This is a genomic window from Methylomonas defluvii, from assembly GCF_033949435.1.
In the GTDB taxonomy this organism is placed as follows: Bacteria; Pseudomonadota; Gammaproteobacteria; order Methylococcales; family Methylomonadaceae; genus Methylomonas; species Methylomonas defluvii.
Genome location: NZ_JAXARY010000059.1, coordinates 1 through 1,505 on the forward strand (window position 1 = coordinate 1; position 1,505 = coordinate 1,505).

2 protein-coding genes are annotated in these 1,505 nt (G+C 43.8%); both read left to right on the forward strand.

Annotated features, from left to right (window positions below):
• Window positions 1-213: hypothetical protein (locus QLH52_RS24500; RefSeq protein ID WP_319963282.1), on the forward strand; the 213-nt coding region annotated here is incomplete at its 5' end.
• A gap of 136 nt (window positions 214-349) precedes the next feature.
• Window positions 350-1,441, forward strand: coding sequence for a hypothetical protein (locus QLH52_RS24505; RefSeq protein WP_319963283.1), 1,092 nt, complete (start codon window positions 350-352; stop codon window positions 1,439-1,441).
• Window positions 1,442-1,505: the final 64 nt, after the last annotated feature.

Here is a 1,505-nt window from a genome sequence, read left to right on the forward strand (position 1 = left end):
CGACCCAAGGCGGAAGTTCGTGTATTTACCTTGAATGTCGGTTTAAAATTTAAATCAGCCATTCAAATAATAAAAGTTGTAGGGTGGATAAGCGAAGCGCCATCCACCTATTTGCGTTCCTATGGTGGATGGCGCTTCGCTTATCCACCCTACGGCCCTATATGGTTTTTTGCAGCTTGCTCAGTTTGCTGCTGCTGGCGCGCCACTGGTTGACAAAAGCCAAATAATAATTCGGCGTTTTGCAGTTTGAGTATGCCATCCCAAACCGTCTCTGTTCCAAATTTACAGTCAATCGCCAATTTCTTTAAGATTATGCCAGTAGAGAATTGCGGTTTCTGGAAGTGATGAATTGTCACAATCGACCAGTTGTTGTCTGTCGACCAATCTGATTCAATGGCGGCAATTTAATCATACCCGGTCACAATTACCTGTTACAGGTGATATACGTAAATCAATTGCATATGATCGGACGCTTCGGCTATCGGCTCAAAACCGCGTTGGACGAACTAAAATAACTCAGGCAATCAACGTGACGACAGGCTTTAATTGGAATTCCTTTGAAACCACTATTGAACGAAGGATTCGGTCTTTAGAGTGGATTCTTGATCAAGCGTATCCTACTCATCCACAACAACCAAAGCACTTTATTAGGATGCTCCACACAAACAGGCTAATTGAAGAGAGTGAGTGCGCAATAAATGAGAATATCGTGACTGTTTCGGGTCAGGAGTTGCGTTATTGGTTTCGCCCTTACTGCCAACCGGGATCACAACCATTTGACTCCTGCAGATTGGATGGACTTTTTGGCTTCATGCGCATAGTAATCTGGCCGCGCATGGTTAAAGAGTGGTCTCTAGAGCGCCTAATTCTTGAACCGAAGCTTGATGAGAAAAGTAGGTCCATGGTGGAAACGTACCTACAACTACAGGCGAAGGCAAAAGAAATGGCGAACAGAGAGATTGAGTCACTTCTTAAAGGCAAAAGTGTTCATCTTCAAGTAGTCAAAGCAATAACTTCGCTAGACATTGCTTCCGTTAGCGCTTTTGCAGATAAGATAACGGTAGAGACAGTTGGGATAGGGCGTGAGGATCTATTGTCGCTTGTTGATGCGGTTAATCGAAGGGACGAGGAACTAATTGCATCAAAGCGAAGATCGTTTACGTTCCGTGTGCTTTATCAAGCGCGAATGAACGACCGTTCTCAAGATCCCTTAATAGAGCCACTTACTTATGGCACCGGTGAATTTCAAAGAAAAATGTCCGAACATTCCAAAGCCCTTACGATCGTAGCAGAAAGGCATTTCGCAGAATCTTTTAGGAAATTCTGCCAATGCGATGCCGTTAAGAAGATCGAAAGTGAAGTGTTTGGACAATATAGATCAGTTCACTCACAGGACTTTTCGAAACGTGTCGAAGAACTGGTATCAACTGTTTGCCATTAGTGAACAATTTATGATCTATACCAGCCATTGACAAAGACACCTCGAACGGCAGAAGTTGGCCGAA